This is a genomic window from Phreatobacter sp. AB_2022a (genome assembly GCF_026847585.1).
GTDB lineage: Bacteria > Pseudomonadota > Alphaproteobacteria > Rhizobiales > Phreatobacteraceae > Phreatobacter.
Genome location: NZ_JAPSET010000032.1, coordinates 46,935 through 72,597 on the forward strand (window position 1 = coordinate 46,935; position 25,663 = coordinate 72,597).

26 protein-coding genes are annotated in these 25,663 nt (G+C 68.1%); 10 read left to right on the forward strand and 16 right to left on the reverse strand.

Annotation, left to right across the window (positions count from 1 at the left end; all coding sequences use genetic code 11):
- Nucleotides 1-27 precede the first annotated feature (27 nt).
- From argF to OZ671_RS21440, 3 genes are all read right to left on the reverse strand, one after another.
- Nucleotides 28-990, reverse strand: a complete 963-nt coding sequence (gene argF, locus OZ671_RS21430; protein WP_442957113.1) for an ornithine carbamoyltransferase — start codon at nt 988-990, stop codon at nt 28-30.
- A complete protein-coding gene (locus tag OZ671_RS21435; RefSeq protein ID WP_268862603.1) occupies nt 987-2,183 on the reverse strand; it encodes an aspartate aminotransferase family protein in 1,197 nt (398 codons plus the stop codon). The genes argF and OZ671_RS21435 overlap by 4 nt, the downstream gene beginning before the upstream one ends.
- 173 nt (nt 2,184-2,356) lie before the next feature.
- Nucleotides 2,357-3,331, reverse strand: a complete 975-nt coding sequence (locus OZ671_RS21440; RefSeq protein WP_268862604.1) for an alpha/beta hydrolase — start codon at nt 3,329-3,331, stop codon at nt 2,357-2,359.
- 392 nt (nt 3,332-3,723) lie between these two features.
- Here OZ671_RS21440 and OZ671_RS21445 point away from each other — a divergent pair, with 392 nt between their 5' ends.
- On the forward strand, nt 3,724-4,257 hold the full coding sequence (locus tag OZ671_RS21445) for a GcrA family cell cycle regulator (RefSeq protein WP_038301297.1): 534 nt from the start codon (nt 3,724-3,726) through the stop codon (nt 4,255-4,257).
- A gap of 143 nt (nt 4,258-4,400) precedes the next feature.
- Here the strand turns inward: OZ671_RS21445 and OZ671_RS21450 are convergent, their stop codons facing one another.
- The 3 genes from OZ671_RS21450 to OZ671_RS21460 are packed head-to-tail and all read right to left on the reverse strand — an operon-like array spanning nt 4,401 to nt 7,045.
- Nucleotides 4,401-5,351: an IS481 family transposase gene (locus tag OZ671_RS21450; RefSeq protein ID WP_268862605.1), complete on the reverse strand. Its 951-nt coding sequence runs from the start codon at nt 5,349-5,351 to the stop codon at nt 4,401-4,403.
- A 57-nt stretch (nt 5,352-5,408) separates the two neighbouring features.
- Nucleotides 5,409-6,404: a nickel/cobalt transporter gene (locus OZ671_RS21455; protein ID WP_268862606.1), complete on the reverse strand. Its 996-nt coding sequence runs from the start codon at nt 6,402-6,404 to the stop codon at nt 5,409-5,411.
- Nucleotides 6,401-7,045 carry a DUF1007 family protein gene (locus tag OZ671_RS21460; RefSeq protein WP_268862607.1) on the reverse strand — a complete coding sequence of 215 codons (645 nt, stop codon included), beginning with the start codon at nt 7,043-7,045 and terminating at the stop codon, nt 6,401-6,403. Before OZ671_RS21460 ends, OZ671_RS21455 begins: the two co-directional genes overlap by 4 nt.
- 214 nt (nt 7,046-7,259) lie before the next feature.
- On the opposite strand from OZ671_RS21460, the gene OZ671_RS21465 reads away from it, so the two are divergent.
- From OZ671_RS21465 to OZ671_RS21475, 3 genes are all read left to right on the forward strand, one after another.
- Nucleotides 7,260-8,510: a M20 family metallo-hydrolase gene (locus OZ671_RS21465; RefSeq protein ID WP_268862608.1), complete on the forward strand. Its 1,251-nt coding sequence runs from the start codon at nt 7,260-7,262 to the stop codon at nt 8,508-8,510.
- A 216-nt stretch (nt 8,511-8,726) separates the two neighbouring features.
- Nucleotides 8,727-9,542 carry a 4-hydroxy-tetrahydrodipicolinate reductase gene (dapB, locus tag OZ671_RS21470; RefSeq protein ID WP_268862609.1) on the forward strand — a complete coding sequence of 272 codons (816 nt, stop codon included), beginning with the start codon at nt 8,727-8,729 and terminating at the stop codon, nt 9,540-9,542.
- A 59-nt stretch (nt 9,543-9,601) separates the two neighbouring features.
- On the forward strand, nt 9,602-10,225 hold the full coding sequence (locus OZ671_RS21475) for a 2,3-bisphosphoglycerate-dependent phosphoglycerate mutase (protein WP_038301291.1): 624 nt from the start codon (nt 9,602-9,604) through the stop codon (nt 10,223-10,225).
- 35 nt (nt 10,226-10,260) lie between these two features.
- Here the strand turns inward: OZ671_RS21475 and OZ671_RS21480 are convergent, their stop codons facing one another.
- The 3 genes from OZ671_RS21480 to OZ671_RS21490 form a co-directional block, all read right to left on the reverse strand.
- Complete coding sequence (locus OZ671_RS21480) at nt 10,261-11,232, reverse strand: phosphoribosylaminoimidazolesuccinocarboxamide synthase (RefSeq protein ID WP_268862610.1); 972 nt, start codon at nt 11,230-11,232, stop codon at nt 10,261-10,263.
- Nucleotides 11,233-11,407: 175 nt separating this feature from the next.
- Entirely contained in the window at nt 11,408-11,893 is a 486-nt protein-coding gene (locus OZ671_RS21485) for an RES family NAD+ phosphorylase (RefSeq protein ID WP_268862611.1), read from the reverse strand.
- Nucleotides 11,890-12,315 carry an antitoxin Xre/MbcA/ParS toxin-binding domain-containing protein gene (locus tag OZ671_RS21490; protein ID WP_268862612.1) on the reverse strand — a complete coding sequence of 142 codons (426 nt, stop codon included), beginning with the start codon at nt 12,313-12,315 and terminating at the stop codon, nt 11,890-11,892. The genes OZ671_RS21485 and OZ671_RS21490 overlap by 4 nt, the downstream gene beginning before the upstream one ends.
- 248 nt (nt 12,316-12,563) lie before the next feature.
- Between OZ671_RS21490 and OZ671_RS21495 the strand changes: the two genes are divergently transcribed.
- Nucleotides 12,564-13,091: a DedA family protein gene (locus OZ671_RS21495; RefSeq protein WP_268862613.1), complete on the forward strand. Its 528-nt coding sequence runs from the start codon at nt 12,564-12,566 to the stop codon at nt 13,089-13,091.
- A gap of 14 nt (nt 13,092-13,105) precedes the next feature.
- On the opposite strand, the gene OZ671_RS21500 is transcribed toward OZ671_RS21495, so the two are convergent.
- From OZ671_RS21500 to OZ671_RS21510, 3 genes are read right to left on the reverse strand one after another with little or no spacing between them, the layout of a single operon-like run.
- Nucleotides 13,106-13,912 (reverse strand): creatininase family protein, encoded by an 807-nt coding sequence (locus OZ671_RS21500; protein ID WP_268862614.1) that lies wholly within the window; start codon nt 13,910-13,912, stop codon nt 13,106-13,108.
- 4 nt (nt 13,913-13,916) lie between these two features.
- Nucleotides 13,917-14,306, reverse strand: a complete 390-nt coding sequence (locus tag OZ671_RS21505; RefSeq protein ID WP_268862615.1) for a RidA family protein — start codon at nt 14,304-14,306, stop codon at nt 13,917-13,919.
- A 33-nt stretch (nt 14,307-14,339) separates the two neighbouring features.
- Entirely contained in the window at nt 14,340-14,813 is a 474-nt protein-coding gene (locus OZ671_RS21510; protein ID WP_038301285.1) for an Lrp/AsnC family transcriptional regulator, read from the reverse strand.
- 186 nt (nt 14,814-14,999) lie between these two features.
- Between OZ671_RS21510 and OZ671_RS21515 the strand changes: the two genes are divergently transcribed.
- Nucleotides 15,000-15,992, forward strand: a complete 993-nt coding sequence (locus OZ671_RS21515) for an ABC transporter substrate-binding protein (protein WP_268862616.1) — start codon at nt 15,000-15,002, stop codon at nt 15,990-15,992.
- 69 nt (nt 15,993-16,061) lie between these two features.
- Here OZ671_RS21515 and OZ671_RS21520 read toward each other — a convergent pair whose 3' ends face one another.
- From OZ671_RS21520 to OZ671_RS21530, 3 genes are all read right to left on the reverse strand, one after another.
- Nucleotides 16,062-16,394: a hypothetical protein gene (locus OZ671_RS21520; protein ID WP_268862617.1), complete on the reverse strand. Its 333-nt coding sequence runs from the start codon at nt 16,392-16,394 to the stop codon at nt 16,062-16,064.
- Between the two features lie 97 nt (nt 16,395-16,491).
- Complete coding sequence (locus tag OZ671_RS21525; protein ID WP_268862618.1) at nt 16,492-17,073, reverse strand: GNAT family N-acetyltransferase; 582 nt, start codon at nt 17,071-17,073, stop codon at nt 16,492-16,494.
- A 123-nt stretch (nt 17,074-17,196) separates the two neighbouring features.
- Nucleotides 17,197-18,342 carry a type III PLP-dependent enzyme gene (locus OZ671_RS21530; RefSeq protein WP_268862619.1) on the reverse strand — a complete coding sequence of 382 codons (1,146 nt, stop codon included), beginning with the start codon at nt 18,340-18,342 and terminating at the stop codon, nt 17,197-17,199.
- A 716-nt stretch (nt 18,343-19,058) separates the two neighbouring features.
- Between OZ671_RS21530 and OZ671_RS21535 the strand changes: the two genes are divergently transcribed.
- From OZ671_RS21535 to upp, 4 genes are all read left to right on the forward strand, one after another.
- Nucleotides 19,059-20,849 (forward strand): cation:proton antiporter domain-containing protein, encoded by a 1,791-nt coding sequence (locus tag OZ671_RS21535; protein WP_268862620.1) that lies wholly within the window; start codon nt 19,059-19,061, stop codon nt 20,847-20,849.
- A gap of 151 nt (nt 20,850-21,000) precedes the next feature.
- Nucleotides 21,001-22,254: a GTP cyclohydrolase II gene (locus OZ671_RS21540; protein ID WP_268862621.1), complete on the forward strand. Its 1,254-nt coding sequence runs from the start codon at nt 21,001-21,003 to the stop codon at nt 22,252-22,254.
- A 16-nt stretch (nt 22,255-22,270) separates the two neighbouring features.
- Nucleotides 22,271-23,509 carry a URC4/urg3 family protein gene (locus OZ671_RS21545; protein ID WP_268862622.1) on the forward strand — a complete coding sequence of 413 codons (1,239 nt, stop codon included), beginning with the start codon at nt 22,271-22,273 and terminating at the stop codon, nt 23,507-23,509.
- Between the two features lie 43 nt (nt 23,510-23,552).
- Nucleotides 23,553-24,182 (forward strand): uracil phosphoribosyltransferase, encoded by a 630-nt coding sequence (gene upp, locus OZ671_RS21550; protein ID WP_038301274.1) that lies wholly within the window; start codon nt 23,553-23,555, stop codon nt 24,180-24,182.
- Nucleotides 24,183-24,484: 302 nt separating this feature from the next.
- On the opposite strand, the gene OZ671_RS21555 is transcribed toward upp, so the two are convergent.
- A complete protein-coding gene (locus OZ671_RS21555; RefSeq protein ID WP_268862623.1) occupies nt 24,485-25,663 on the reverse strand; it encodes an acyltransferase family protein in 1,179 nt (392 codons plus the stop codon).

Sequence of the window (25,663 nt, forward strand, 5' to 3'; positions counted from 1 at the left end):
GGGCGGGCGCCGGGACCGCCGCGCGCCTCAGACGCCGAAGCACCAGGCCAGCACGCCCTTCTGCGCGTGCAGCCGGTTCTCGGCCTCGTCGAAGACCACCGATTGCGGCCCGTCCATCACCTCGTCGGTGACTTCCTCGCCGCGATGGGCCGGCAGGCAGTGCATGAACAGCGCATCGGAATTGGCGGCGCTCATGAGCTGCTTGTTGACCTGATAGGCCTTGAGGAGATTGTGCCGGCGGCCGGCATCCTCGTCGCCCATCGACACCCAGCAGTCGGTGACGATGCAGTCGGCGCCCTCGACCGCGTGGTAGGGGTCCGACGACCAGGTGACGTCGGCACCCTCGCGCTGGGCGGCCGCGATCAGTTCGCGGCGCGGCGCCAGCTCCTCGGGCGTTGCGATGTTCAGCTTGAAGCCGAACCGCGAGGCCGCCTGGATCCACGAGCCGAGCACGTTATTGGCATCGCCGGCCCAGGCGATGGTCTTGCCCCGGATCGGACCGCGATGCTCCTCGAAGGTGAGGATGTCGGCCATGATCTGGCAGGGATGCGACATCTTGGTCAGGCCGTTGATCACGGGCACGCTGGCCGCTTCCGCCAGCTCGCGCACCGCATTGTGATCGAGCATGCGGATCATGATGGCATCGACATAGCGCGACAGGACGCGCGCGGTGTCGGCAATGGTCTCGCCGCGGCCGAGCTGCATCTCGGCGCCGGTCAGCATGATCGTCTCGCCGCCGAGTTCGCGCATGCCGACGTCGAACGACACGCGCGTCCGCGTCGAGGGGCGCTCGAAGATCATCGCCAGCACCTTGCCGGCGAGCGGCTTCGTCGCGCCGGGCGTGCGCCTGACGCGCTTCAGGTCGCGCGCCTTGTCGAGGATCAGCTTCAGCTCGGCGCCGGCGAAATCGCTGAGATCGATGAAATGGTTCGGCTGCCCCGCCGCGGCAGTCTTGGCCGCGGCGGTGGTCGTCTCGGAACGATGGGTCACTCGGCGGCTCCCTTGACGAGGGATGCCTCGATCCGGCGCGCGGCCTTGTCGAGGCGGTTGACCGCTTCGCCGATCTCTTCTTCCGAGACGTTCAGCGGCGGGATCAGCCGGATCACATTGTCGCCGGCCGGCACCACCAGGAGATCCTGGTCGCGCAGGGCGGCGGTGACCTCGCCGTTCGGCAGCGCGCATTTCAGCCCCGTCAGGAGCCCGAAGCCGCGCACCTCCTCGAACACCTGCGGGTGGCTGTCGACGAGCCCCGCCAGCTTCTGCTTGAAAAGGAGCGACAGGCGCTGGACGTTGTCGAGGAAGCCCGGCGCCAGCACGACGTCGAGCACGGCATTGCCGACCGCCATGCCCAGCGGATTGCCGCCGAACGTGGTGCCGTGGGTGCCGGGCGTGAACACGGCGGCGCATTTCTCCACCGCCAGGACGGCGCCGAGCGGAAAGCCGCCGCCGATGCCCTTGGCGATCGACATGATGTCGGGCGAGATGCCCGCCCATTCGTGCGCGAACAGCTTGCCGGTGCGGCCGATGCCGGTCTGCACCTCGTCGAGGATCAGCACGAGGCCGCGCTCGTCGCAGAGCTGACGCAGATAGCGCAGCTCCTCGGTCGCGACCGTGCGCAGGCCACCCTCGCCCTGGATCGGCTCGATCATCAGGGCGGCGGTGTCCGGGCCGATCGCGGCGAGCAGCGCGTCGCGGTCGCCGAACGGCACCTGATCGAAGCCGTCGACCTTGGGGCCGAAGCCTTCCAGATATTTGGCCTGGCCGCCGGCGGCGATGGTCGCCAGCGTCCGGCCGTGGAAGGCGCCTTCGAAGGTGACGATCCGATAGCGGTTCGGCTCGCCGCGCGAGGCGTGATATTTGCGCGCCATCTTGATGGCGCCCTCGTTGGCCTCGGCGCCCGAATTGCAGAACATGACGCTGTCGGCAAAGGTCGCCTCGGTCAGGCGGCGCGCCAGGCGCTCGCCTTCCGGGATCTGGTGCAGGTTCGAGACGTGCCACAGCTTCTGCGCCTGGCTGGTCAGCGCCTCGACCAGGTGCGGATGGGCATGGCCCAGCACGTTGACCGCGATGCCGGAGCCGAAATCGAGGACTCGTCGCCCGTCCGCCGTCACCAGCCAGCTCCCCTCACCCCGCTCGAAAGCAAGGTTGGACCGCGCATAGTTCGGCATCAACGGCGTGATCACTGCGATATCCTCCTGAAGGATTCCAAGGCGCAAAGAAGAACGGGACTCCATGGCGCAAAGAAAACGGCCGCCCCCGAAGGGGCGGCACGGCGGAAAGCTAGGACAGATCGGTCAAATGTCAAGGAACATGGCCCCGGCACCCGCCGCCCGCCTCGCCTGCCGGCCGCGGCCGGTCACGCCGAGATCCAGCCGAGCTCGCTAAACCAGCCGTGCAACGCCCGCGTGACGGTCTCGGCCACCGGCCCGCCGAACCCTGGATCACCCGGTCCCGCCACGGTCTTCAGGTTATGGCCGACAGCGTTGAGAAGGCTGACCGAATAGACATTGGGCCCGAGCCTGCGGCTCGCCAGCGCCATGCCCAGCGCCAGGGCATCGCGGTCGGGCGAGACCTGCAGATCGGCCGTCCCGTTGATCACCAGCACCGGCACCTCCACCCGGGCGGCGAGATCGACCGGGCGCAACCCGGCCAGGCTGCGCAGAAAGGCCCTGAGATAGGGTTGGTAGAGCGCCCTGAGACCAGGGGAAATGACCGGCGGATAATCGCCGGTCGTCTCGACATGCGCGAGAATGCGGTCGTTTTCGTCCAGCAGTGGCAAGAGCGCAGCATCCCCTGCGCCCTGCGCCCGGCCGAGCCGCTCCAGCTGGTCGCGCAGCACGGCGGCGAGCGGCCGGCCCGGCGTCGCCGCCAGAACCAGCGTCGCCGGCGCGCCCGCCCCGCCGCGGGCCGCCAGGACCAGGCCGATCAATCCACCCTCGCTGTGGCCGAAGAGACCGACCCGCGTCGCGTCGACCTCCGGCCGGGCCCTGAGCTGCGCCAGCATGGCGGCGGCATCGTCGACGAAATGCTCGAAACGGACGAAGTCGCGGCGCGCGGCCTCCTCGGCCGGCAGGCTCGCCGTATTGGCGTGCATGCCGCGCTTGTCGTAGCGCAGGCTTGCGATGCCGAAGCCGGCCAGCGTCTCGGCAAGCTGGCGCAGCAGGTCGGTGATGAGCGCGGGCGGCTGATTGCCGTCACGATCGGTCGGGCCGCTGCCCTGAACCAGCAGGACCGCCGGCGCCGGGCGGGCGGGCGGCAGCACGAGCGTGCCCCGCAGCGGCGCCCCGCCTGCCCCGGTCGTCTCGACGTCGATCGCAGTGTTTTCGACCATTCCGGCACCGACATTTTTGCAACACTTGGCAGCGATGAATGCGGATCGCCGAAGGTTTCGCATGCCGTGGCGGCCACCGACCTCGATCTCGGTCCCGGCCCGTGATGGAGTCAAGATGTTGTTATGACTCCCACTTCTTCGGACGCCGCCGGCGCCTTGTGGATGATTTTCCGGTCCCGGCGAAGCTTTTGGGGAAAACAACGGGCTGATTCCCGGGACTCTTGCGTGAGATTCAACGAGTAGCGTAATGTCCGGCCGTCGGCATACGACATCTCGTGCGGCGGACCTGAATTCCTCACCTGTAGCGTTCCGGCGGCAGCTTTTCCGAAGCTGCCGAAGGCGGAGGGATTCGGCCTCTGGCAGGAGGCTCACCCCTTGGAGGAGACGACCAGATGCAGCAACTGCAGTGGACCGACGAACGGGTCGAGCTCTTGAAGAAGCTCTGGAACGACGGTCTGAGCGCCAGCCAGATTGCCGCAGAGCTCGGATCGGTCACCCGCAACGCCGTGATCGGCAAAGTCCATCGTCTCGGCCTGTCCGGCCGGGCCAAGGCGCCCTCGTCCTCGACGCCGCGTCCGCGCAAACCGCCGCGGGCGGCCCCTTCGGCGCCGCCGCGCCCGTCCATGCCGGCGGCCCGCGGCAATCTTGCGCTGAAGCCGCGCGCGGTGCCGATCGTCGCCCCCGAAATCGACCTGACGCCCCTGCCGGAAATCGACAATGTCGTGCCGATGGGCGAGCGCTGCACCATCATGGAGCTGAAGGAGCATTCCTGCCGTTGGCCGATCGGCGATCCCGGCAAGGACGATTTCCGCTATTGCGGCGCCCGCTCCAATACCGGCCTGCCCTACTGCGCCTATCACTGCCGCATCGCCTACCAGCCGGTCGCCGACCGGCGGCGCGACCGCAAGGCGGCCGGCGGCCGCTGAGCACCAGCCCCGAAGGAAGCTCCGGCCCGGTCGGAGCTTTCCCGTCCGACCATCCTCACGGCCGGCCCGCGTCCCGGCGTCGAGCGGACCTGCGACACCGGTCCCGTCGATCCGGCAATAACCGTTCCCGAGCGTCCGGACGCCTAGGTGTTTAGTCCCAGCATGTCATGGCCTGGCCGACGGCTGAACAGCTCTGGCTTTTCGGTGCTGATTTGCTTGATGGCCTCAAGCGGGGTCCTGAACCGCAGCGCCTTGAGCTGCTTGGCGTAATTGTAGGCCAGCAGCCAGTCCCGGACGTGGCGCCTCAGGTCGTTGATCGAGGCGTAGTGGAAGGTGCGGACGGTGGCGTCCTTGATGGTTCGGACCATTCGTTCCGCCTGGCCGTTGGTCCACGGATGATAGGGCTTGGTGAGCCTGTGCGCGATGCTGTTCTCGGCGCAGGCTCTTCCGAAGACGTGAGCGAGGAAGCCGCCCTCGGCCCTCTTGTCGTGCTGGACGAACTGAACGCCGTTATCCGTCAGCACCGTGTGGACCTTGTAGGGAACGGCCCTGACCAGCGCCTTGAGGAAGCCCGCCGCCACGAGCTTTGTCGCCTTCCGGTAGATCCTGGCGAAGACCAATTTGGAGGTCCGGTCCACGGCCACGAACAGACAGGCCTTGCCGCCTTCATAGCGCAGCTCGGCGATGTCGATGTGGAAGTAGCCGATCTCGTAGGCCTTGAACCGCTTCGGTTTTTCGCGATCGGCCTTCGGCAGGCGAGAGATTCCGTGACGCTGAAGGCAGCGATGCAGCGACGAGCGCGTCAGATGCGGGATGACGTCCTTCAGCGCGACGAAGACGTCGTCCAGCGGCAGGCGGGCCTGCACACGCAGAGCGACGATCGCGGCCTCCTCGATGGCAGAGAGAACGGAACTGTGGCTTTCCTTCGGACCCATCGGCTCATCTTCGACCGTCTGCCGGGACCGCCACTTCCTTACGGTCTTCTCGTTGATCCCGAAGCGCCGCGCGAGCTCCGCGGCCGAAGCTTGCGATCGCTGTAGCTCCGTTCGAACGGCGTGCGTGGTCGTGGCGCTCCCGTGAAGAACCTGGCCCATAGCGCGTCCCTCTCTGATGACGATAACGATACGCCATCACACCGTGGGACTAAACACCTAGAACGGCATGGTCCGTTCCATCACGAGATAGCCGGTCAGAAGGCCGAGGCCGAACAGCACGACGACGACCGCCGCCGCCACCTCCGCGGCGCTGAGCGCGAGGGTCGACAATCCCGTGCGCGCGCCGGCGAGCCGGACGGCGAGCCCCTTGGCGCCGGATGCGAGCATGGCGATGGCCGCGACCGTGATCGCCGTGCCGACCGCCATGGCGAAGGCCGAGACGATTCCGGCGGGGACGATCCCCTGGGCCATGGCGAAGACCAGCACCAGCACGGCGCCCGAACAGGGCCGCAGGCCGACGCCCAGCACGATCGCCATGGTCTCCCGCCAGGAGCCGACCCGCGCCACCTGCTCGGCCGCAGGCAGGTGCACGCAATTGTCATCGCAGCTCATGCCGGCCACCGGCCGGCCGGTGCGCCAGGCGGCGAAGCGCGCGGCGAAGGCGCGGCCCTTGTTGAAGAGCAGGCGCAGGCCGATCAGCACGATCAGGCCGTAGGCGACGATCTCGATCCAGTCGACGACGCGTCCCATGGTGCGCGCCGTGGTGCCCAGCACGAGCGCGAGCACGCCGACGAGCGCGATCGCGGTGACGGCCTGGACAAGCGAGGACAGGGCCGCCAGCGCGATGCCGCGCCGGACGGTCTCGCCGGTCGCGACGATGTAGGAGGAGATCACCGCCTTGCCGTGTCCCGGCCCGGCGGCGTGGAACACGCCGTAGAGAAAGGAGAGCCCGACAAGGGTCATCAGCGCGCCCTGGTCGCCGGCACGGATGGCGCGCACCGCGCCGGCGAGCTGGCGATAGAACCGCGCCTGCTGCTCGATGATCATGCCGATGATGCCCGACGGCGCCGATGTGCGGGCCGCGCCGCCGAAGGCCGAGGGCGGCGCCTGGGCCAGAAGCGGATCGGCCAGCAGGGGCAGCAGCACGGCCGCCCCGGCCAGCGCCATCATGCCGAGGACGAGCGCCCGGCCATGCCGATGCGATGGCGTCACGGGCAGTTCACCGTGAAGCGGCCGGCAAACTGCTGGCCGAAATTCGAACCGGCATTCAGCGACTGGAAGAAGCTTTCCGAGAGGTTCGCCGCGGCGCTCGCATTGCGCGGCGGCGCATAGTCGAGCTTGCAGCCCTGCGGCGCCGCGACGAGGCGCATCGGTTCGCCGTCGGCCGGCTCGAAGGCGACGAAATATTCGGGATCGTAGACCTCGACCGACAGCGGCTTGCCGCCCGGCTTGAACGGGGTCGCCACCGGCACGGTGAAATGCAGGATCAGGCGGCCGTCCTTGACCTCCGACCAAGCATCGCGTGCCGGCCCGAAGGAGACGAAGCGCCGGTCGTGGCGCATCACCGTGAAATATTTCTGCTCGCCGAGATTTTCGACGTTGATCCGCGTCAGCTCGGCCAGTTCCTCGCGCGAATAGACGCCGTCCCGGTTGGTGTCGAGGTTCTGGATGGCGAAGGCGCTGTACATTTCGTCGAACGTCCAGATCTGCTCCATGGCGACCGCCTGGCCGTCGGCGTCGAACATCATGTGCGTCTCGGTTCTGACCTGCACATGCGGATGGGCCGCGGCCGGCGCGGCCGCAAGGCTCGCCGCGAAGGCGCCGATCACGAGGGGCAGCGTCAGGCGCGGCACGGCAGGCATCTCCGGATCAGGACGCCCCCACTCAAAGGCGGCGAAGGCGGCCAAGATAAGGCGAGCCGACGGTTAACGAAACGTTGCGCCTGCTTTCCGGCGTCCGTCCCTTGAATTGGCATGGCCGCATGCGCATCCCGCCTCTTGCCTGACGACGGACGCGGTGGAATGGTCGCGCCTTCTCGAAAAAGCCGAAGGCATGACCGGAGAGACCATGAGCACCCCCACCAGCGGCAACCTCACCATCGACAGCCAGCGGCTCTGGGACATGCTGATGGAAACCGCTGCCATCGGCGGCACCGCGAAAGGCGGCATCCGCCGCCTGACCCTGTCGGACGAGGACCGGCGCGTGCGCGACTGGTTCAAGGCCGAATGCGAAGCGCTCGGCTGCACCGTGCACGTCGATACGGCCGGCAACATGGTGGCGATCCGCCCGGGCAAGGACAACAGCCGCAAGCCGATCGCCATGGGCAGCCATCTCGACACCCAGCCGACCGGAGGCAAGTTCGACGGCGTGCTTGGGGTGCTCGGCGGCCTCGAAGTGCTGAAGACGCTGCACCATGCCGGCTTCGAGACCCAGTCGCCCCTGGCGCTGGTCAACTGGACCAACGAGGAAGGCGCACGCTTCTCGCCGTCCATGGTCGGCTCGGCGGTCTATGCCGGCGCCTACAGCCAGGCCGAGATGGACGCCTTCAAGGATGCCGACGGCATCACCCAGGGCGATGCCCTGGAGGCGATCGGCTACCGCGGCAAGGAGAAGCCCGGCGCGCTCGGCTTCCAGGCCTATTTCGAGCTGCATATCGAGCAGGGCCCGATCCTGGAGGAAGAGGCCAAGACCATCGGCATCGTCACCGGCATCCAGGCGATCAAGTGGTTCAACATCACGATCACCGCGCGCGAAAGTCATGCCGGCACCACGCCCATGCCCTATCGGCGCGATGCCCTCGCCGCCTTCGCGGAGGCCGCGAGCGCCATCCGTCAGGTCGCGCTCGACCATGCTCCGAACGGCCTTGCCACCATCGGCATCGTCTCGGCCCATCCCGGCTCTCCCAACATCATCCCGGGCGAGATCCGCTTCACGCTCGACATGCGCCATCCGAGCGACGACGAGCTTGCCGTGATGGTCACCAAGGCCAAGATCGCGGTTGCCGAGGCGGCGGCGCGCCATCACGGTGCCTACGACATCCAGCCGCTGCAGGACTCGCCCGCCACCCCCTTCGACAAGACCTGCATCGCCATGGTGCGCGGCGCGACCGAGAAACTCGGCCTGAAGGCGCGCGAGATCACGTCCGGCGCCGGCCACGACGCCATGTACGTCGCCCGCGCCTGCCCGACCTCGATGATCTTCGTGCCCTGCAAGGAGGGCCTGTCGCACAACGAGGCCGAGAGCGCGACGCTCGCCGATTGCGGCCACGGCGCCCAGGTGCTGCTCGAGGCCGTGCTCGCCTACGATGCGCGCGGCTGACCGTCGCGCCGCGGCCCGGGCCCGTTCGGCGCGCCGGGCCGCGGGCATGGACCAGCGCCATGGACCCAAGCCATGGACCCAAGCCATGGACCCAAGCCATGGACCCAAGCCATGGACCCAAGCCATGGACCCAAGCCATGGACCCAAGCCATGGACCACCGCGCGAAATCGGGCTAGATCGCGCGTCGAACCATTTGCCGCGCCAATGAGGAAGCCATGTCCGAAATGCGCCTGGTCGTCGCCGGAGCCGCCGGCCATATGGGCCGCGTGCTGGTCCGCCTGATCCAGGAAATGCCGGGCGTGAAACTGGCGGGCGCGATCGAGCCCGCCGGCCACGTGGCGATCGGCGAGGATGCGGGCCTGCTGGCCGGCACCGGCCGCGCGCTGGTGCAGATCAGCTCCGATGCCGGCGCCGCGCTCGCCGGCGCCGACGGCATCATCGACTTCACCATTCCCGCCGTCTCGGTGGATCTCGCCGGCCTCGCCGCCAGCCTGCGCAAGGTGCATATCGTAGGCACCACCGGCTTCAGCGCCGCCGAGAACGATGCCATCGCCTCGTCGGCCGGCACCGCCACCATCGTGAAGTCCGGCAATTTCTCGCTCGGCGTCAACCTCCTCGCGGCGCTGGTCAAGCGCGCCGCCCAGGCGCTCGATGAAGACTTCGACATCGAGGTCGTCGAGATGCACCACAACCGCAAGATCGACGCGCCATCGGGCACCGCGCTGCTGCTCGGCGAGGCCGCCGCCGCCGGCCGGGGCATCGGCCTTGCCGAGCATTCCGAACGCGGCCGCGACGGCCAGACCGGCGCCCGGCGGCGCGGCGCCATCGGTTTTGCCGCCCTGCGCGGCGGCACGGTGATCGGCGAGCACACCGTCACTTTCGCCGGCCCGACCGAGCGCATCAGCCTCAACCACATTGCCGAGGACCGGGCGCTCTTCGGCCGCGGCGCGATCAAGGCCGCGCTCTGGGCCCGCGGCCGACCGGCCGGGCTCTATTCCATGGCCGATGTGCTCGGCCTTTCCGACATCTGAACACCCCCGACCGGCCTGTTCGGCATTTCCGATCTCCGAAACGCTAGGATCTGAACCTGATGACAGAACGCCTTCTCGTGCTGACCCGCCACGGCGAGAGCGAGTGGAATCTGAAGAATCTCTTCACCGGCTGGAAGGACCCCGGCCTGACGCCCAAGGGGGTCGAGGAGGCGCGCCGCGCCGGCCGCCAGCTGAAGGCGCTCGACATCGGCTTCGACATCGCCTTCACCTCCGCGTTGAGCCGCGCACAGAAAACGTGCGAGCTGATCCTCGGCGAGATCGGCCAGCCGGACCTTGCGACCATCAAGGACTGGCGCCTCAACGAGCGCGACTACGGCGACCTCTCCGGCCTCAACAAGGCCGAGACCGCCGCCAAATATGGCGACGAGCAGGTGCATGTCTGGCGCCGGTCCTATGACGTGCCGCCGCCGGGCGGCGAAAGCCTGAAGGACACGGTGGCGCGCGTGCTGCCCTATTATGTCGGCGAGATCCTGCCGCGGGTCATGCGTGGCGAGCGCGTGCTGGTCGCCGCCCACGGCAATTCGCTCCGGGCCCTCGTCATGGTGCTCGACGGGCTCGACGCAGAAACCATCCCGACCATGGAGCTGAAGACCGGCGTGCCGCTCGTCTACCGGTTGAACGCCGATACGACGGTTGCCTCCAAGCAGGTCCTGGAGAGCTGAAGGCGAATGGCGAATGGCGCCTTACGCGCCACTCGCTACGCGCCAATCCCCAAATTGCGCCTGATCCGGTCGAGCACCGTGCCGTCCACGGCCTTCGGCACAAAAGTCTGGCCGGTAATGGTCTCGAAGGCTTCGACATAGACCGCGGCCGTCGCCAGGATCACGTCCGCCGGGATCTCGGGGATCGGATCCTTGTAGGGGTCGCAGCGCGCGACGACCCAGTTGCGCACGAAATCCTTGTCGAAGCTTTCGGGCCTGTCGCCGCGCGCGAACCGTTCCGCATAGCTCGCCGCGCGCCAGTAGCGGCTGGAATCGGGTGTGTGGATCTCGTCGGCCAGCACGATGCTGCCGTCCGGCGCCGTGCCGAACTCATATTTCGTATCGACCAGGATGAGACCCCGCTCGGCGGCCAGCTTCTGGCCGCGCGCGAACAGGGCGAAGGCGTAGTCGGACAGGGTGCGCCACTGGTTCGCCGTCAGCAGCCCCTGGTCCAGGATCATGTCGGGCGTCAGCGGCTCGTCGTGGCCGCCGTCGAAGGCCTTGGACGTCGGCGTGATGATCGGCTGCGGCAGGCGCTGGTTGGGCTTCAGTCCGTCGGGCAGCCTGACCCCGTACATCTCCCGCTGGCCGGCCTGATAGAGCGTCAGAACCGAGGTCGCGGTGGTGCCGGCGAGATAGTCGCGCACCACGATCTCGACCGGCAGGATGTCGAGCCGGCGGCCGATCACGACATTCGGATCGGGATAGGCGATGACATGGTTCGGACAGATGTCGGCGGTCTGCTCGAACCAGTAGCGCGCGGTCTGGGTCAGCACCTCGCCCTTGAACGGGATGGCGGCGAGGATGCGGTCGAAGGCGCTGATCCGGTCGCTCGCGATGATGATGCGGCTGCCGTCGGCGAGGTCGTAATTGTCGCGCACCTTGCCGCGATAATGGTTCGGCAGCTCGGCGATCGTGGCGTCGGCCAGCACCTGTCCGGCAAGAGCCCGTAGAGCCTCGATATCCATTGGCCTCACTCCGCTGCTGTCTGCCGAACGCGGCAATGCCCGTCTCCGATATCAGGCGGGCAACACTTTTCCGATAGGCGAGACGACGAATACACGCAAATGCATCGACCTTCGGTATCGCCGCTGGCCGTGCATAGGCCGACGCCCGCTCCGCTCCGGAATGGCTCGAGCATGTCTAGAGGCCGCCGAACAACCGCCGGTCCCAATAGACCGGATGGTGCAGGCTGACTTCGATTCCGCCGAAATCAGGATGCGCCGGATTGATCAGCACGTTGCGATCGAGCCGCGCCACCACGCTCGGAACCAACAGAATGGCGCTGCGCCGCTCCAGGCACCATCGCTCGCCGAACACCTTGCTGATGTCGGGAGGCATGCCGTCCCATCCCGGCAAAGCCGCTTCGGAAAACACCTCGTAGGTCACGCCCTTCGGAATCGTAATACCGACATAGTGCTGATTGGGCGGCAGCCGCCCGCTGCCATGAACGAGCTTTTCCAGAAGCGCCGTGGAAAAATGCTCGGCCGCATAGATCAACGGGCTGCCCGGCGTATTCCAGCGGCCGGGATAGATCGTCGAGCCGGTTGCATCGAAGATGGGATAGCTGCCGGCCGGATCGCCAATGCGAAAGGCCGTCAGCGTCCGATCGAGAACTTGCGCCGTCACGCGGCGCTGCCGTAGCGCAATCTGCCGAGAACATCCAGGACCAGTCCCGCGCCGATCTCGCTCTGAATCACGACATCGACCGGCCGTCGATCCTCGAGCATGGCATGCGGGCGGAACAGGAAGTCACGCGCCTCAGCCTCGTCCTGCCACACGTCGACCGCCATGGTCCAGGCCTGCGCCAGCCGCGCCAGCCGCTCGCCCTCATCCAGTGACAGGCGATGGGTGACCTTGCGCCTCTCGTAAGTCGCCTTGGGCACCAGCCGGTACTTGAACGCCGTATCACCAGGGGCAAGCTTTCCGGCGAGCCGGTCCAGCGTCCTGACCGGCAGGCCATCCTCGATCCACGCGATCAAACCGAAGGCCGAATGGCCGCTTGGGATCGGCAGCCCGAGCACGCGGGCGACGTCGGCAAAGGTCGTCATCGGCAAGTTCCGCCTCATCTGATACAAAACATAGTCTCAAGTGAGGCAAAATTCAAGAACGCACTATCCGCCGGAGGCGGACAGTGGAAAAATTCGAACCCGCTGGATCGGCCGACCGGGCCGCAACCCGCGACGCCGGCCTGGAACCAAACCGTCAGCCGGGCTCTGCGACCATGGCGCGCGCCAAAAACCTTGACCCCCATGCTGCGATCGTCTTGGTTCGCGGCGCCCCGCGCGCAAGGATCCCCATGGACGCCCAGAGCTATATCGGACCGCTCATCGACTTCGTCAAAGCCAATCAGGCCTGGGCGCCGGCCATCATCTTCGCGCTGACCTTCGCCGAATCGCTGGCCGTGCTCTCGTTGATCGTGCCGGCCTGGGCGATGATCGTCGCCTTCGGTCCGCTGGTCGGCGCCGGCGGCATTCCGTTCTGGCCGATCCTGATCGCCGCGGCGATGGGGGCGGCGGCCGGCGACTGGATATCCTACTGGTTCGGCCGCTATTTCAAGGACAGCATCGGCCAGATCTGGCCCCTGTCGAAATATCCGGACATGCTGCCCAAGGGCCATGCCTTTTTCGAGAAATGGGGCATCTGGGCGATCTTCATCGGCCGCTTCTCCGGCCCCTTGCGCGCGTCGGTGCCGCTGGTCGCCGGCATCGTCAACATGCCGCAGCTGAAATTCCAGATCGCCAATGTCGTCTCGGCCTTCATCTGGGCGGCCGCCCTGCTCGCCCCCGGCAACTTCCTCGGCCAATATCTGAACTGGTTCCATTAGCCGCGCTGACGGCCTCAGACCGTCTGGCCCGTACCAAGCCTGTCGATCGGAAACCGGTCGATGTCGTCGAGCAGCGCGATGAACGCCTCCGCCGTGAAGGCCGTGGCGCGCTCGCCCTTCGCGGCGCTCGCCGCGGCCGCGTTGCCAATCGCTCCGACGGCCGACAGGTCCTCGCTCATCCAGCCGAAGCCGACCGGGCCGGTCGCCCGAAGGTGTCGATAGGCCGCCTCCATCCGCACCGCCGCCGAGACGAAATGGGCGGCCTTGTCCATCTGCACGAGGTCGGGGCGCAGATGCAGCATCTGCGAGGTTTCGACCTCGCCGCCATGGATGCCGTGCCTGACCTCGTCGGGATCGAACAGGCCGTCCGGCGCGCCGAGGCGATGCCAGGACATCTGGACCGCCAGCATGCCATGGCGGACGCGCAAGCTGCGCGCGACGATGTCCATGGCCGCGACATTGCCGCCATGGGCGTTGGCGATGACGAGCTTTTTGATCCCGGCCCGGGCGATGCTGTCGCCGATCTCGGCGAGCATGCGGATCTGGGTCTCCGCGCTCAGCGTGATCGTGCCGGGAAAGCTCAGATGCTCGTTGGACGTGCCCATCCAGACCGTGGGCAGGAAGGTCGCCGGCAGGTGCGGCGGCAGGCGTTCGATGACCGCCGCCACATTGCCCTCGGAAATGGCCGTGTCGACGACGACCGGCAGATGCGGCCCGTGCTGCTCGATCGCCGCGATCGGCAGCACCGCGATCCAGCGCGCGGTGTCACCGGCCCGGAACTCCTCCGTTGTCATCTCGGCCCAGAGCCGGCGCGGCAGCATGGCGTCAATCCCGCTTGGCGGCGATCACCTCGATCTCGACCTTGAATTCGGGCCGGGTGAACCCCGAGACGATCATCAGGGTGGAGGCCGGCGGCGGACTCGGCATGTGCCGGTCGCGCGAGGCCATGTAGCCGGCCATGAAGGCACGGTCGGTGACGAAGGCGTTGACCCGGACGATATCGGCAAAGCCCATGCCGGCATCCGCGAGCATCAGGCCGATCGCCTTGAAGCAGAGATCGGCCTGGTCGCCGACATCGTCGGGAACCACGCCGTCGGTGCCGAGGCCGAGCTGGCCGGAGCAGAACAGCATGCGCGTGCCCGCGGGCACGATCACCGAATGGGAATATTTGGCGAAGGGCGCCGGCATGGCCGCGGGCGTGCGCTTGTCCAGCATGATGGTCCTCTCGGGTTCGGCGCGGGCCGGCGACTATTTCTCGCCGGCCGGGCGCACGTTGAGCGGCAGGGCGGTCGTCTGCTTGATGCGTTCCATGGCGAACCGCGAGGTGACGTTCTTCAGCGGCGCCTGGGCGATCAGGCGCTTGTAGAAGCCGTCATAGGCGTCCATGTCGGCCACCACCACGCGCAGCATGTAGTCGACGTCGCCGGCCATGCGGTAGAATTCCATGACCTCGGGCATGGCCGAAACCAGTTCGGCGAAGCGCGCGAGCCAGGCTTCCGAATGATCGGACGTTTCCACGGAGACGAAGACGGTGAGGCCGAGGCCGAGCTTTTTCGGATCGAGCAGCGCCACCCGGCCGCGAATGATGCCCTCGGCCTCCAGCTTCTGGATGCGTTTCCAGGCCGGCGTGGTCGACAGGCCCGCGCGCGAGGCGATTTCGGCGATCGATAGCGAGGCATCGCTCTGCAGCACGCTCAGGATGCGGCGGTCAGTATCGTCCATTCGGCTCGGTCTCCAGGAAGACTCGCGCGGGCGCGCTCATGCAATGTGTCGGACTTCCGTTTAGCCGGTCGGCGGACGCTTTGCGAGCGCCGGGCCACCCGGCCGGCCGGCGCATCAGGCATGACGCCGTCCTTGTCCCCGGCGATCGCCGGCGGTATGGCGTGCCGATCCGCCGGAGTTCCCGCCATGGCCATCAGCCGCCGCCGCCTCGTCGGCCTTGCCGCCGCCATGCCGCTGAGCCCGGCGCTCGGCCGCGGCCTCGAACAGGTCAGCTTCGGCACCAATTGGGCGGCGCAGGCCGAGCATGGCGGCTTCTACCAGGCGGTGGCCGACGGCACCTATCGCCGGCACGGGCTCGACGTCACGGTCGTGCCCGGCGGGCCGCAGGTCAACAACCGCTTGAAGCTCGCCGCCGGCAAGCTCGACTTCTACATGGGCGGCAACCTGATCCAGGCCTTCGCCGCGGTCGAGCAGAACGTGCCGACCGTGGTCGTCACCGCGCTGTTCCAGAAGGACCCGCAGGTGCTGATCGCCCATCCCGGCCAGGGCATCGAGGCCTTTGCCGACCTGAAGCGCCTGCCGACCATCTTCGTCTCGCAGGCCGGCGTCGCCACCTACTGGCAATGGCTGAAGGCCGAACACGGCTTCCGCGACGACCAGCTGAAGCCCTACACCTTCAACCCGCAGCCCTTCCTCGCCGACCGGCAGTCGGCCATGCAGGGCTACGTCACCTCGGAGCCCCATGCCATCGCGCGCACCGGCGGCTTCACGCCGAAGGTGTTCCTGCTCGCCGAGGCCGGCTTCGACCCCTATGCGACGACCATCGAGATCCGCCGGGCCATGCTGGCCGAGCGGCCGGACACGGCGCGGCGTTTCGTCGAAGCCTCGATCATCGGCTGGCAGACCTTCATGAGCGGCGACAACCAGCCCGCGATGGCGCTGATCAGGCGCGACAATCCCGACATGGACGACGACAAGCTCGGCTATGCCGTGGCGGCGCTGCACGACCACGGCATCGTCGAGACCGCGGAGACCACGGCGCTCGGCATCGGCTGCATGACCGAGGCGCGGGTGAAGCGCTTCTTCGACCTGATGGTCAGGACAGGCCTCGCCCGGCCCGAGCTTGCCTGGCGCAGCGCCTTCGACACCCGTTTCGTCAATCGCGGCCCGCTCAGGTAGCCTCGGACGCAAAAAGGCCGGCCCGGCGGATCGCCGGCCGGCCGATTGTCTTCGGCGGCGCGTTCGAGGTCAGTCGCGGGCATACCAGGACGCCGGCCACGGCCACTGGACGGTCCAGCCGGGCGCGCCCCAGAACCGGTCCGGCCCGGCCGGGCCGCGCATGCTGGTGGACATGGCGACCGGGTTCACGCCATCAGCATAGGGCGCGTAGAGCACGTCCGGGCGCATCGACATGTGATTGCCCGGGAATTCGACCTTCGGGGTCACCAGCCAGCTCGGCCGGCTGATCCGCACCTCGGGCACCGCGCGCCGGCGGCTCTGCGCGGCGGCGTCGTGGGTCGCCGCCTCGACGGCGAAGACAGCGGCTGCTGCGAGAAGGCCGGCGGCGACGTTGCGGATCATGATCTGCTCCTGATGCTGCGCGGGAGTCTACCGCTCCCGCGCGTTCTGGTCGAGAGCATGCCGATCACAGATAAACGATCGGTGACCATAGGTCGCATCAGGCCGCGGCACGCGCGCGGAACAACCCGTCCCGGTCCTGCCAGCGCGGCGCGGCGGCGCCGGTGGCGCTGACAAGGCCGTGGGCACCGTCGAGAGCGCCGGGCGCCAGGGCGAGGCCGAGGAAACGGGCGCGATCGACCGGGCCGGGCAGCCAGAGGCGGTCCATGCCGTCCCGCGAGAAGCCGAAACGCCGGTAATAGGGCTCGTCTCCGACCAGGATCACCGCCTTGTGGCCATGCGTCGCGGCGCGGCCCAGCGCCTCGCCGATCAGCCGGCCGCCGATGCCGGCCGAGCGCAGCCCGGCATCCACCGCGACCGGGCCGAGCAGCAGCCCCGGCCGGCCGGGACCGAGCGCCACCGGCCAGAGCCGGATCGTGCCGACGAGGCGCTCGCCGCTGAGCGCCACCAGCGCCAGGCCCTCGGCCGGCAGGCGGCCCTCGCGCAGACGCTCGGAGGTCTTGCGGACACGCTCCGGGCCGAAGGCCTGGTCGAGCAGTGTGTCGCGCGCGCCGGCATGGCTCGCGCGCTCGTCGGCGATGGCGATGGCCGGATGGGCCGGAGTGACGACGTCATGAATCATGGCCGCAGTCCTTCTCTTCGATCGGGAGACAGACGACAGCCCTCGTGCCGGTGGGAGCCGGCCGGTCGGGACGCTTGGGATGGGATGTCGCCCGCCCGGCTCACCGGGCGGGGAGAGGCCGCGTCAGATGCAGACGCTGGCGAGCGGCGCGAAGCCGTTGAACCCGACCGTCGAATAGGTCGTGGTATAGGCCCCGGTCGCCTCGATCAGCACCTTGTCGCCGATCGCCAGCGACACGGGCATCAGGTAGGGCACCTTCTCGTACATGACGTCGACCGAATCGCAGGTCGGGCCGGCGAGCACGCAGGGCGCCTTCTCGTCCGCGTCGCGATCGGTGCGGATCGGGTAGCGGATGGCCTCGTCCATGGTCTCGGCGAGGCCATGGAACTTGCCGATGTCGAGATAGACCCAGCGCACGGCGTCGCTGTCGGCCTTCTTCGAGATGAGCACGACCTCGGTCTCGATGATGCCGGCATTGCCCACCATGCCGCGGCCCGGCTCGATGATCGTTTCCGGGATGCGGTTGCCGAAATGCCGGACCAGCGCCTCGAAGATCGACGCGCCATAGGCTTCCGCCGCCGGCACGTCCTTCAGGTAGCGGGCCGGGAAGCCGCCGCCCATATTGACCATCTTCAGCTCGATGCCGCGCTCGGCGAGCGTGCGGAAGATCGACGAGGCGGTGGTCAGCGCCTGGTCCCAGGCGCCCATATTGGTCTGCTGCGAGCCGACATGGAACGACAGGCCGTAGGCGATGAGACCCAGGCGGTGCGCCGTCTCCAGGACGCGCGGTGCCATCTCGGCGGCGCAGCCAAACTTGCGCGACAGCGGCCATTCGGCGCCGTCGCAGTCCTGCAGGAAGCGGCAGAACACCTTGACGTCGCGGGCGCCGAGCGCCGCGGCCTGGCGGGCGATCTTCTCGACCTCGGCTTCGCAGTCGACCGCGAACAGACGCACGCCGTAGGCCAGGGCCCGCGCGACGTCCTTTTCCTTCTTGATGGTATTGCCGAAGGAAATGCGCTCGGCGCCGGCGCCGGTCGCCAGCGCCTGCTCGATCTCGACGACGGACGCGCAATCGAAGCACGAGCCCATCTCGGCGAGCAGGTTGAGAATCTCGGGAGCCGGATTCGCCTTCACCGCGTAGAACACGCGCGTGTCCGGCAGCGACCGGGCGAACTTCGAAAAGTTCTCGGCGACCACTTCAAGGTCGACCACGAGGATCGGGCCGTCGTCACGTCGGTTGCGCAGGAAGTCGCGGATGCGGTCGGTCATGAAAGCCTCCCCTGAAGGCCGCTCATCCGGCCCGGAAAGGTGGAACCCATGGGAACGAGCAGCTTCCCGGGTCCGCTTTGGAGACGGAACACCGGTCACAGTCGCAACCCGATGACGTTCGCCGAGACGCCTTTCGACGCATCTGCCGCTATCGGCCGATGCGTTTGAACAAAGACGCCTTCGCTTGGCTTGGGGAGACCCCGAACCGCACGGCCGGCAAGAAGAACAAGCCTCTTCAGTCGCCGGCTCTGGACACCGGCTGAGACCAAAAAAGCCCGATCGTCGTTGCTTCAAGTCGCGTCCTCTGCGGAGGGCAGAGTTCGCCGGTTTGCCTCCGGCTGCCGGTTAGGTATCGAAGGCCCCGCGCCTTGCGGCGCCCCTGGAATGCGAGCCGGAAAACCGACGCTGCATCCCCAAGCCTTCGGGCGGCTGTCCGGCCTCTTGTCCGGATGCCCACCAACCGGCACGCAACCACAGGCACGTGCGAAATTGGGCGAGGCGACAGATAACAGATTCCGCCCCCCATGCAAGACCTTTTTAAGCCTCCGACCCCCGGAAAATTCACCAGTCCGGTCATGGTGTTAACAGCTGTTCAGAAACGCGGCCCGATGATGGCGGAAAAGGCCTTGCGCTCGCCATGATCGGCGCTGGCGGCGGCCACATAAAGAATGCATAAAGATCAGTGAATCACTCGAACAAGCGAGGATCAGGGTCGCGTGGCAGCCGGTGTCGATTTCGCGGCCTATCGGGACGTCCTGATCATTCTCGGGACGACGGCCGTCACCGTTCCGGTGCTCGCCCGCTTCGGCATCAGCTCGGTGATCGGCTTCCTCGGCATCGGCGCATTGCTCGGCCCCTTCGGCATCGGCCGGCTGACCGAGGCCGTGCCCTGGCTGAAATGGATCGAGGTCACCAACAGCAAGGAAATATCCGTCTTCGCCGAGCTCGGCGTCGTCTTCCTGCTGTTCCTGATCGGCCTGGAACTGTCCTACGAGCGCCTGACCCGCATGCGGCGCCTGGTGCTCGGCCTCGGCACCGCCCAGGTGGTCGGCTCGACCAGCCTGATCGCGCTGGCCGCCTGGCTCGCCGGCCAGCCGGTCGCAGCCGCGACCCTGATCGGCGGCGCGCTCGCCCTGTCCTCGACCGCCATCGTGGTCGAACAGCTCGCCGAGCAGAAGCGCCTCGCCTCCACCACTGGCCGCACCAGCTTCGCCATCCTGCTGATGCAGGACCTCGCGGTCATCCCACTGCTGTTCCTGGTCGGCGCGCTGGCGAGCCGCAGCAACGGCTCGGTCCTGATCGGCCTCGGCATAGCGGTGGCCCAGGGCGTCGTCGCCATCACCCTGGTCGTGCTGCTCGGACGCCTCGTGCTGCGCCCCTTCCTGCGCCTCGTCGCCACCGCCGACGGCCCTGAAGTGTTCATGGCGGCGACCGTCCTGATCGCCATCGGCACCGGCGCGCTGACCGCCGCCTTCGGCGTCTCGATGGCGCTCGGCGCCTTCGTCGCCGGCCTGCTGCTGGCCGAGACCGAATACCGGCGCGCGATCGAAGCGACGCTCGAGCCGTTCAAGGCCCTGCTGCTCGGCGTCTTCTTCTTCTCCGTGGGCCTGTCCATCGACCTGTCGCTGGTCGCCACCCGCCCGATCGTCTTCGTCGGCTCGCTGGTGATGCTGGTCGGCCTCAAGATGTCCGTCGTCCTGCCGCTGGTCAGGGCTTTCGGCCAGAGCTGGACGGTGGCGGTGCGCACCGCCCTGCTGCTCGGCCCGGCCGGCGAGTTCGCCTTCGTCACCATGAACCTCGCGACCGATGCCGGGGTCGTCTCGCACGAGACCGCCGGCTTCATCACGACGCTGACCGCGGTCAGCATGGCCATGGTGCCGCTGCTCGACGCGCTCGGCGGCCGCTTCGCCGACCGGATGAAGCCGGTGGCGGCGGTCGACCCGGCCCTGCTGGTGACGCCGCCCACCACCGCCGACAAACGGGTCGTCGTGGTCGGCTATGGCCGGGTCGGCCAACTCGTCTGCGAAATGCTCAAGCGCCACAAGGTGCCGTTCATCGCCGTCGACAGCGACGCGCGCGAGATTGCCGATCTCCGGCGCTCGGGCCACGAGGTCTATTACGGCGACGCCACCAACCGCGCCTTCCTGGAATCCTGCGGCCTGCGCGAGGCCGCCGCCCTGGTGCTGACCGTGCACACGGCCGGCGCCATCGACGAGATCGCCTCGCTCGCCAAGACCATCCGGCCGGATCTCACCATCATCGCCCGCGCGCGCGACGCCGATCACGCCAAGGCGCTCTACAAGCTCGGCGTCACCGATGCGGTGCCCGAAACGATCGAGGCGAGCCTGCAGCTCTCCGAGGCCGTGCTGTTCGACCTCGGCGTGCCCGCCGGCCTGGTGATCGCTTCGGTGCACGAACGGCGCGACGTATTCCGCAAGGAACTGCAGGACGCGGGCGCCGATCAGAGCCGCGTCGAGCGCGCCGTCCGCTCACGCAAGACATTGTGATGGCTCGTGATTACCGTTGCCGCCGGCCGGTTGACGCAATGTCTTGCGGCTTTCAACATCCTGGGCCATCATCAATTGCTCATTGACGGCCCTCCGCCAATCCCGACGGGGGGCCGTATCCGTTCCAGGCCATGAGGCCATCGAGGACAGGATGAGCGTCAACAAGTCGAGCCATATCCGGCTCACCTCGCATCCCGGCGCCGGCACGCCGTCACGCTTCAAGATCAACTGGGGAGCCGAAACGGCCGAGCGACGCGGCCCCGTCGTCGCCACCGTCAATGCCGGCCCCGACCGCAACGCCATCGGCACCCATGGCGGCTCCTATGCGCTCTACCGTGCCCTCGCCGTCTCGGCCGGCGCGCTCAATCCGATCCAGCGGCCGGATCTCACCAACACCCATCCCGTGGTCGAGATCGGCCCCTTCCCGCAATGGTCGGAGCCCGGACGCATCGTCTCGATCGACCCGTTCGGCCACACGGTCGGCCAGGCCTTCGCCAAGGAGATCGCCGAGGGCGTCGACATCCGCCCCTCGATCGCCATCACCAAGGCACGGCTGACCCTGCCCGAGCTCAAGGACGATATCGGCAAGCGGCTGAAGGTCGACGGCACGATCGTGCGCGAGAGCGGCGACATTGCCTGCGTCAAGATCGCCATCGACCCGGTCTGGTACCTGCCCGGCATCGCCGAGCGCTTCGGCACCTCGGAGACCAACCTGCGCCGCACCTTGTTCGAGCAGACCGGCGGCATGTATCCCGAGCTCGTCACCCGCCCCGACCTCAGCGTGTTCCTGCCGCCCATCGGCAACACCACGGTCTATCTGTTCGGCGACGTCGCCAAGCTCGGCGATCCCGCGACCTTCATTTCGGGCCGGCTGCACGACGAATGCAACGGCTCGGACGTGTTCGGCTCCGACATCTGCACCTGCCGCCCCTATCTCGTCCACGGCATCGAGGAGGCCGCGCGCGACGCCCAGAAGGGCGGGGTCGGCTTCGTCGCCTATAACCGCAAGGAAGGCCGGGCGCTCGGCGAGGTCACCAAGTTCCTGGTCTACAATGCCCGCAAGCGCCAGGAAGGCGGCGACCAGGCGGCGACCTATTTCGAGCGGACCGAATGCGTCGCCGGCGTCCAGGACGCCCGCTTCCAGCAGCTCATGCCCGACGTCATGCACTGGCTCGGCATCCGCCGCATCGACCGTTTCATGTCCATGTCGAACATGAAATACGATGCCCTGGTCGAGGCCGGCATCGACGTCGTCGAGCGCGTTCCGATCCCCGACGGCCTCGTGCCGCAGGACGCCTCGGTGGAGATGGAGGCGAAGAAGGCCGCCGGCTATTTCACGCCGAGCCTGCCGCCGAGCAAGGACGACCTCGCCAAGGTGGTCGGCCGCAAGATCGAAGATTTCTGAGGAAGATATCCAGCACATGGCATTTGCACAGCTCGACGCGCCGCGCGCCGCCCGTTCGCTCCTGACCGCTTCGGCCGTGCGCGAGCGCGCCGGGCGGATGCTGGATCTCGGGCTCGACGGCCGGCTTGCGGCCTTCACCGTCGACATGGACCGCCTGCCGGCCGCCGCCGACCTGGTGGTCGAGGTGATCCGCGCCAACTATCCGAGCCTCGACGTGCCGTTCCACGCGCGCTGGCGCCACTTCGTCGCCGGCGGCCGCGATCTCGGCCGCGAGGCGCTCGGCGCCATCGCCGACCCGGCGGAGCGCGGCCGCACCGCCTTCGATCTCGCCATCGTCTCGGTCCTGCTCGATGCCGGCGCCGGCATGGGCTGGCGCTACCGCGACGCCGCGACCGGGCTCGACATGTCGAAGTCGGAAGGGCTGGCGGTCGCCTCGCTCCGCATGGCCGAGGCCGGCGCCTTCGCCGATGACGGCAGGAGCCTGCGGGTCGACGCGGCAAGGCTCGCCGCCATCGGGCCGGCCGACATCGCCCGCGGCTTCCAGGCGGGCGACGACAATCCGCTCGTCGGCGTCGACGGCCGCGCCCAGCTGCTCAGCCGGCTCGGCCAGGCCGCCGCCGCCAATCCCGCCGTGTTCGGCATGAACGACACGCCGCGCCCGGGCGGGCTGTTCGATCATCTCGTCGCCAGGGCGGAAGCGGGCCGGCTGCCGGCCTCGGCCATCCTCGCCGCCGTGCTCGCCCATCTCGGCCCGATCTGGCCGAGCCGCATCACGCTCGGCGGCATTGCCCTCGGCGACACCTGGCGTCATCCGCTGATGACCGCGGGCGACGCCTCGGACGGGCTGATCCCGTTCCACAAGCTGTCGCAGTGGCTTTCCTATTCGCTGATTGAGCCGCTCGAATGGAGCGGGCTGGCGGTCACCGGCATCGACGGGCTGACCGGGCTGCCGGAATATCGCAACGGCGGCCTGTTCGTCGACATGGGCGTGCTCGGCCTGCGCGACCCCGCAGCGGCCGAGGCGGCCAACACCGTCGATTCGACGCTGGTCGTCGAGTGGCGCGGCCTGACCGTCGCCCTGCTCGACCGCATCGCTCCGCTCGTGCGCGAACGGCTCGGCCTTGCGGCCGAGGCCTTTCCACTGGCCCGCGTCCTCGAGGGCGGCACCTGGTCCGCCGGACGCCGGCTCGCCCGCGAGAAGCGCAGCGATGGCGGACCGCCGATCCGGGTCGTCAGCGACGGCACCGTTTTCTGAACATGGCTTGCAGTGAGCCGGCGAAAGACCGGGAGGGGTTGAGATGAACAATGTGACTGTGGTCGATCATCCGCTGGTGCAGCACAAGCTGACCCTGATGCGCGACAAGAACCGGTCGACCAAGGGGTTCCGGCAGCTGCTGCACGAGATCGGCATGCTGCTCTGCTACGAGGTCACCCGCGACCTGCCGCTGCAGCAGGTGGAGATCGAGACCCCTCTCGGCGCGATGATGGCGCCGCAGATCGGCGGCAAGAAGCTGGTCTTCGCGCCGATCCTGCGCGCCGGCCTCGGCTTCATGGACGGCATGCTGGAGCTCGTGCCCTCGGCGCGCGTCGCCCATATCGGCCTCTACCGCGACCCGCAGACGCTCACTGCCGTCGAATACTACTTCAAGGCGCCGGAGGACGTTGCCGAGCGCCTCGTCATCGTCACCGACCCGATGCTTGCGACCGCCAATTCCGCCATCGCCGCGGTCGAACGCCTGAAGGAGCGCGGCGTCAACAATCTGCGCTTCGTCTGCCTGCTCGCCGCCCCGGAGGGCATCGCCAATTTCCACGGCCATCATCCGGAAGTGCCGATCTGGACGGCCTCGATCGACAGCCACCTGAACGATCACGGCTATATCGTGCCGGGCCTCGGCGATGCCGGCGACCGCATGTTCGGCACCAAGTGACCGGCACCAAGTGACCGGCACCCGGCATCACGAACCGACGACCGGTGAGCGATGGACGCTCACCTGCCTTTTCCCCGTGCATGCCTGAGGTTCTTGCTTTTCGCCGACAAACTGTGCAAGTTCGGTATTAGGCCTTGTCTTATGTCAGCTGATTCTCAGTTGATCTCTGCTAGGTCTCGCATGCCCGACGGCCGCGACTTGCGGTTTCTTCCTCCCGATCTGCCCCACTTCGCCCCCACGAAGTGGGGCTTTTTCGTTGCACCGCGGCCCGCGGCCGCCGTTCGTCCCGCCATGCCGGCTGCTCAGGCGCGATCCGCTCCGAATGCCGTACGCGCCGGCGCCGGTGCGAGCCGCCGCCTGATCGCCAGATTCAGCGGCTCCGACAGATGGCGGGCGATGAGCGCGCCGGCGAGCCCGCCGAGGATGACGAGGACGACGAAGCCTAAGGGCACGGCAAGATCCGGCTGGCCGAAGCGGGCGAACCAGGGCGCGAGCGGCGTGATGACGAGCATGTGGCTGAGATAGACCTCGTAGGAATTGCGGCCGAGCCCGCGCAGCGGCCGGCCGAGCCAAACCCACGGTCCTGCCGCGACCGCCCATGCCGCCGGCCGCGCCGCGAGGAGCAGTGCGATGCCGGCAGCGAGTACGGTGACGTTCAGCCCGGTGGCGGCGAGACCCAGCGCCGCCGCCTCGCGGCGGAACACGAAGACGAGCGTGATGCCAATGCTCGCAAGGGCGAGGCAGCGGCGCGCCAGGCGTCTGTTCGCCACGATCCTGCGTCGGGCGAGCGCGGCAAGGCAGCCGAAGGCGATGGCGTCGGCGCCGGAGAGATAGGCCTTGTCGGCCCAGATCTCGTTGTCGGTCAGGCCGGCGCGGGCGATCGGGCCAGCCATGATGAAGACGAACAGCAGCGCGACGAAGGTCCTGCGTCCGGGCAGGCGGCACGCCAGCGGAAAGAGGAGATAGAAGCCCTCCTCCACCGACAGCGACCAGAGCACATCCCAGGCCCCGGGCAGATAGCCGGTCTGGGCCTCCAGCCAGTTGACGTGGAAGGTCGCCGCCGCCAGCACGGCCCGGCCGAGCGGCACGGTCGTGACCACGAACCCCTCGATGCCGAGGAGATGCAGCACGACGAGCAGCGCGACGAGCGCCGCAAGGCAGGGGCCGATGCGCGCGAGCCGCAGTCCGTAGAAGCGGCCCGGCGCGATACGGCCGAGCGCGCCCCAGCGGCCGAGCGCGGACGTCGTGATCAGATAGCCGGAAATGACGAAGAAGACGACCACCGCGTAATAGCCGCTGCGGAACAGGACGCTGAAGACCCCGTGCGGCAGGAGCCGGCCCGCCGTCGTCGCCTCGACCGGCAGGCGCAGCGCGATGTGAAAGAGAACGACGAGCAGGACCGCGGCGCCGCGCAGGAGGTCGAGCCCATCGTCCCGCGCGGCGGCGGTCGCGCCGGCCGGACATCGTGCGGACGAAACCAT